Source organism: Paenibacillus sp. Y568 (assembly GCF_059445545.1).
In genome coordinates, this window is the sequence record NZ_JCAIUM010000039.1 from 1 (window position 1) to 6,375 (window position 6,375).

Genomic DNA, 6,375 nt, shown 5'->3' on the forward strand with positions numbered 1-6,375 from the left:
TTATGATCTAGTACATTCTGTTAGAGGGAACGCGGAGTGCTGGGAAACTAGCACGCTCCGTGTGGAGCAGGGGAAAAGCTGGAGATCGCATCAAAGGCTTACCTATTGCTACCGATAGTTCAATTTCATGAGGGCTGCCAAACGGCAGCCCTTCGTTACGCTAACGGGCAGTTATGCGTAAAAGAAAAACGATATTTTAAATTGAATAATTTGACTTTAGTTCAACTTTATGGGCTATATATATGGGTCAGACATAAGTGAAAACATAATAGGAGCGAAGGAGTGAAGATCATTGAAGCGATTTTCCATATTAATCTTTTTGTTAGCTATCATCATTGTTGGATGTTCAAAGAACAATACAGAGTCAGGTGAGAAGTCCCAAGGAACAGGAAGCAATGCAGATATTAATCAATACGGAAATAAAACCGATCCATTGGTACTGTCTCATTATTTCAAAAATCAATTTCCTGGATCCATTGAAAATAATCAAGATCAGCTCGTATGGAAAAGCGGAGATGTAAAGTTAACAGCAACAAAGCAAGTTGTAGATGGACCCGAAGCTCGGATATTAAGTCTCATAAAGATACAAAAAGCCGATAAAGATTTTGATCTAAAACTCGATCAAAAGCCTTCGGAATTAGATTCGATATCGCTGTCTCCAAATCAGAACTATTTAGCTAGTAGTTTATCCAGTGGCGGGTATTCAACCGTAATATTAACCAATTTAAACAACGGGGAGAGTATTAATTTAAATGCCGAGCTTGAATCATCTGGGAAAAAGGGAGTGGAATCTATTCCAACATACAACTGGTCACCAAATAATGAAACACTCGTTTTTGCATATGGTGATCCAAGTGCCAGTAGTATTGGCCTTTATAATCTCAACGATAAACGCTTTACCTTTGCGCCTACGGACACAAAGTATATTTCAACTGCTTATGTGTTGTGGAATACGGACGGCCACGTTCTTGATTTTGTAAGCGAGCAACCATCTGATATTTGGAAACTTTACCGATTCGATCTCCAAAAGCAAACGGTTCAAGAGATAAGGGACATTTCTCGCGATGAACTTTCTAGTCTGAAGGATTTCGGACCACGCTACATTGGAAAATAATTTAAAAGATAAGAAGAAAGCTTTCAAAACCACACAATTGGTATCTTGAAATTTTTTTTTTTAGTCATTAACCATTAATTTATCTCCTTGTGCCACCGCCTACAGGTGATCGTATTAATCAAATTTGCTTGTTCATCATTGGAAAGCCAGATATTGAGCTCCCTCGGTATGATTTGATTATCTCACGCAAGCTCGCCTATTCGCAGGATTTCATCCCTTTAGAAATAACATTAGAATGAAAGAGAGCCAGGATTGCTAGGAACATTCGTTAGATGGCATACGGGAACAGAGGTGGAGTTGACTCACCCAATTCATTCCATGTGCTTCACGTATGCTCCACGGTGCCCTTAGCGATTTTCACTCCCATGTCTCAACGGGTCAAGCGCCCTATCATTCCTTCGTCACATCTATCTAAGGGGTGGAGGTCGGTCTTTCTAACGGAACGGGTCGGAGCCCTTTTGCTTAATGTATCCCGATACTCCGTGCTTTTTTTGTCATCCTGCGAATACGCCAACTTGCGTGAGGTAATGTTTATTTTTAAGCTGCCACTGCAAAGATTTTATTTGGGTTGTAGGCTTCATCACCACGAGTCATTCCTACTAAAATTCGAGCTAACTTTCCGCATAACTTCATAATAGATTTCATCTTTTTAATCTTTTTCACCTGAACATTATGGTAATGTAATGCTTTAAATTCTTGGTTGCTCATGACCATGCACATCGTGATTAAATAGAGAAAGTGACGCAGTCGTGGACGCCTACGCTTACTGAGCGTCATTTGTCCCTTCCATTTACCCGAGCTTGCTTCGATCAAATTAAGTCCTGCGTGACGGAGTAGAGCGTTCCCATGCGCATAACCTCTAAGATCTCCAGACTCTCCTAAAACACCAGCTAGAGCAATTGCACTTATTCCAGTAATGGCAAGGATTTTGCCCGAATAGGGGATACGTTCAACAACGTCTTTTGCTTCTTCTTCGATCCTTTGTAGTTGTTTAGTTGCTAGATCATGCTCCTCAAGGAGCTGCTCTAGATGAAGTTTGTAAGCGTGTGTTGCCTGCTTGGAACCAACAGTTTGCTTAGCAAGCTCGATGAGTAGATGAGCTCTGCGCACACCAGAATGCCGTTTCATTGATTTTTGACATCCTTTAATTACATCGTCAGGACTTAGTTTACATAGCTCAGCTGGGAGGGGAAAAAGCCGAAGGGTTAACAATGAACCCTTACAAGTTAGGATTTTAAAGACTTGTCTCAGCTCAGGGAAGACAATGTCGACCCAGCGGTGAATCTGGTTAACGGCACTAACAAGCCTTTTAACGACTGTTTCTCGGTTAGCCATCAGCACTCGCAGTTCCTCGTATTCAGAAGAGTGGAAACGGACAGGGGAGTAATAGCCGTTTTTCACCATGTCTGCAATAACTAAAGCATCCTTTCTATCGCTTTTAGAGCGTGTATTGTCGCGGTTTTCTTTATTCTTTTTAACAAGGTGAGGATTAACAAGTGCGGCTTCAATTTCTTTGTTTTTTAGCCAACTGGCTAGGCTGAACCAGTAATGACCAGTTGGTTCCATGCCAACGATTACTTGGGATAACTTAAATGAGGCTAACAGATCGCGAATCCAACGGTCGAGGGATTTAAATCCATCTTCGTCATTACTAAACACTAAGGGATTACCGAGAGCGACACCACGGAAGTTAACCGCTCTAGCAACATGGGTCTCCTGAGCAATGTCTACACCTACAACAATATGGTTAACGGTAATGTTTTCAATGAGTTGATTTTGCTTATCTTGTGATTTGAACTTCATAGTAGAGCGTCCTCCTTGATGATGGAATTAAAGGGCTTTTGACCCGTAGCGTACTTCCATCGTACAGAGGCGCTCGTTTTTTTACAAAGCTGAAATTTATCCATCTACAGGAATCTAACGGGACACGATACTTCAATTTCATGAGGGCTGCCAAACGGCAGCCCTTCGTTACGCTAACGGGCAGGATAACATGGTAAGTCTACTATAAAGTGTTAATAGATGGTAATATATAGGAGTGAAGTTATACAAAATTTGAATTTGAGGAGAAGTAAAGTGGGAAAGAAAAGACTGATTTACGGTTGTCTGCTGTCGCTTGTTACTGGATTTTTTGTGTTGGGGATATACTTGGCTTTTTCAGATGGTCCAAAGCAAATCCACCTCAAAGAGAAGAACCAAAGTGACGCCATAGAAGTGAAAGATGTATCATTAAGAACGCCTTCAGAAGCCCCTTCTGTAAATGTGTTCAAAGTAAAGGTGATGCCAAGTGACACTGTGTCAAAGGGGGCTGTACATAGTCAACAGATTCTTGCTAACGGTCAAGGTGGTAGTACTTTTGTGTATAGTGCACGCAGTGATGGCAAAAGGGAGTTACTACAATTTTACGTACATAATACAGGTAAGAAGGATTTGTATGCTCGGCTAAAATCCCCGTTAGGTAGTAAGTGGGTTGAAACTTCAGTTGCTCCTGGTACTATTTATGGAGGAGAAATGTACTGGGGATTGGAACAAGTAGGCAGATGGTATATTGATTTAAACAACGCCGATGGGTCTGTTATTTCAGCAGACCTAACGTTAATTAAGAATCAGTAATTAATCAACAACGAGAGTGTGTAAAATAGATTGTGTAAACTCCCAAATACATTAAAATAGATATATAGGGAAGGTTGGGGAGCACACATGGGATTATGGACAAAAGAAACAGCTTCGACAATTTATTAAAGAGAACAAATTGGTATCGGCAATGGATGCACAGAGTGCACTGAAAGAAACGGCTGTGAAAATGGTTTTAAAAGGAAGGGTGACATAATTGAAATATGGGAAAATAATTGGTGAAGGTAACACGGCAACTGTATTTGAATGGGAAGAAGGTACAGTGCTTAAGCTTTTCGATCAGGGCTATCCAAAAAACGCAGTAGAAAGAGAGTTTCAAAACGCAAAGGCAATCAATGTTATGAACTTTGCAAAACCAAAGGCATATGAAATTATTTGTTACGAAGAGCGAATGGGTATTATTTATGACAGAGTGAAGGGCGAATCCCTGTCGGATTGGGTTTTGAAAACAGGTGACCTCCAGGGATGTGCGGAATATATGGCAAGGCTACATAAGACTATCGTTCAGAACAGAGTTAGCAATGTACCAGATTACAAAGAATTTTTAAAATCCAATATATTAAACGCGACATCGGTTAATTTAATGGAACAAGAAGGAGTATTAAAAATCTTGGATAGATTGAAAGATGGAGATACACTTTGTCATGGTGATTTTCATCCGGGTAATATATTATTATCAAACGGGCATGCAATGGTTATAGACTTCATGAATGTGTGCCATGGAGATTTTTTGTATGATGTTGCAAGAACTGTTTTTTTAGTTCAATATACACCAGTTCCAGTAGATGCAGATGATAGAGAAACGCTTCTGCGATTTAAGAGAACGCTGGCAGACTTATATCTTATCGAAATGAATGTTACCCGAGAAATGATACAAGATTATCTATCTGTGATTATTACGGCTAGAATAGGTGAATGCCCCAACGAATAGGTTGTGTTTAGGCGTTCCTCACTAACTCTGGGGGGAATGTTGAACTTAATAGATGATGTACTGGATATCAATTAGCCCTCTCTTGAACAAAAGATTGAACTCCCATGGAAGAACGGAATTACTTCCATCATCTGTGGTGCGGCGCTTGCGCTGCATGTATGGCTAACGGGGAACTTTAGTTGAATGATACACATTAATGAGCAGGCGCTACGGTAGCCTGCTGTTTTCATTGAAGTAACGGGCAGCATTCCTGTAATGAGTAAGAATGAAATTTGAATAATACATTTTTGAAATGTTTATGATGGTGGTAAGTTTTCGTCGATCTAGATTCATGCACCTTTGTTGCTGTTGTGAGAGATCACTGCCATGTTCCAAGGATATTGGATTAATGAATAGAAAAGGCCAAAAGAATTTGCTGATCTTCCGTTATGGACATATAAAACATTATGCTTGCAGGGCTCCTTCAACTCTTCCAACCGCTTGCACTTCATCAGCCGTTCTTGAACTTGATTGTAAATCATCAACACATTATATCCTTGCATAGATGCTTGCAACCGCCTATCTTATTAGAACGTAAAATGAATAAAGAAGAAAGGATGAGCGCATATTTCTAACCGAGCGGCATTATTCCGAAAAATGAAAACACCTGGTTTTATTTTCTTAGTCTCCGTGGTCCTCGTGTCCGTCTTGACGGGCGTTTTGTCAAGGCCCTATTTCGCGGACCGCGTCTTCTACCTGTACGAGGATACGTACAAATTCGCCGGCGAGCAAGACCGTCTCGTCACCTATCATAGTAGCACGGCTGCTCCCGTCCAAGTACGCACCGACGATGAGTTGCACCGCACAGTGATCATCGGCGGGCAGTCCTATGCGATTACGGACAAAAGCGCCCCTTACTCGAACCAGTTCCGAGTGACCTATCCAAACGGCCATTTCTACATCGTCGAGGATAATAATGGCTTGCTCTTGAGCTACGATGACAAAGGCAATATCGTCATGGCTATTCAGATGTATGCCAACGGAGAGCGGATTAAGGAGGAAGGGGAAGAAGATTTCCAGCCGTCGGCGCTCGTAAGCGCGGCTTACTCCGATTACCATGTCAAACGAGGCATGCCAGGGTTTCTATTTCTTGCCATCGGCCTGTTGATCTTTGGCTGGTGCAGCTTCCGTTATCAAGCCTTCCAAGATTTAATGTTCCGTCTATCTCCGCAGCGACTCATGTACGAGAACCCCGAGCCGAGCGACTTCTATTATTTCATGAGCAAGGTCGGCGGGATTGTAGTTATGATTAGTTCGATAATCGTCGCTTTCAAAGCTTACTAGGCGCATGTGGATTGTTGCCCCGCGCCCGGTTGCTCGGGCGGTGAAAATACAGCTATTGACGAACCAGGTAGCGAGTGATAACCATAAGTATATTTTTAATGGAGGACTTTGTCTCCTGGATATGGACCGATTGAAAGTGTTGAGGAAACACTTAATACTCCTTGAAGACAAGATAAAAAGCTAGTTCATTGAACTCCCATGAAAATTAACTCTGCAGTCACAATAAAAGACAACAGTAAAGAAGACGCACTGGTCATAGCCCCGTCAAGTAGACAGTAATAAAAGAGAGTGTTAAGCGGCGATCGCCTCACGGTATTCTACCGGGGAGAGGTCGCCTAATTTTTTCTGGAATCGCTCTTTATTGTAGTATTCG

General features: G+C 41.6%; 6 protein-coding genes. 4 read left to right on the forward strand and 2 right to left on the reverse strand.

From position 1 onward, the window contains the following. Positions 1 to 292: 292 nt before the first annotated feature. Complete coding sequence (locus AC1D7X_RS25560; protein ID WP_495476408.1) at positions 293 to 1,114, forward strand: hypothetical protein; 822 nt, start codon at positions 293 to 295, stop codon at positions 1,112 to 1,114. A 537-nt stretch (positions 1,115 to 1,651) separates the two neighbouring features. On the opposite strand, the gene AC1D7X_RS25565 is transcribed toward AC1D7X_RS25560, so the two are convergent. Then, entirely contained in the window at positions 1,652 to 2,917 is a 1,266-nt protein-coding gene (locus AC1D7X_RS25565; protein ID WP_495476409.1) for an IS110 family RNA-guided transposase, read from the reverse strand. Positions 2,918 to 3,190: 273 nt separating this feature from the next. On the opposite strand from AC1D7X_RS25565, the gene AC1D7X_RS25570 reads away from it, so the two are divergent. From AC1D7X_RS25570 to AC1D7X_RS25580, 3 genes are all read left to right on the forward strand, one after another. Then, positions 3,191 to 3,727, forward strand: a complete 537-nt coding sequence (locus tag AC1D7X_RS25570) for a hypothetical protein (protein ID WP_495476410.1) — start codon at positions 3,191 to 3,193, stop codon at positions 3,725 to 3,727. Between the two features lie 217 nt (positions 3,728 to 3,944). Then, positions 3,945 to 4,679, forward strand: a complete 735-nt coding sequence (locus AC1D7X_RS25575; protein WP_495476411.1) for an aminoglycoside phosphotransferase family protein — start codon at positions 3,945 to 3,947, stop codon at positions 4,677 to 4,679. A 636-nt stretch (positions 4,680 to 5,315) separates the two neighbouring features. Beyond that, positions 5,316 to 6,002 (forward strand): DUF6199 family natural product biosynthesis protein, encoded by a 687-nt coding sequence (locus AC1D7X_RS25580; protein ID WP_495476412.1) that lies wholly within the window; start codon positions 5,316 to 5,318, stop codon positions 6,000 to 6,002. A 291-nt stretch (positions 6,003 to 6,293) separates the two neighbouring features. On the opposite strand, the gene AC1D7X_RS25585 is transcribed toward AC1D7X_RS25580, so the two are convergent. Further along, the coding region (locus AC1D7X_RS25585; protein ID WP_495476413.1) for an IS3 family transposase at positions 6,294 to 6,375 on the reverse strand (82 nt) is incomplete at its 5' end.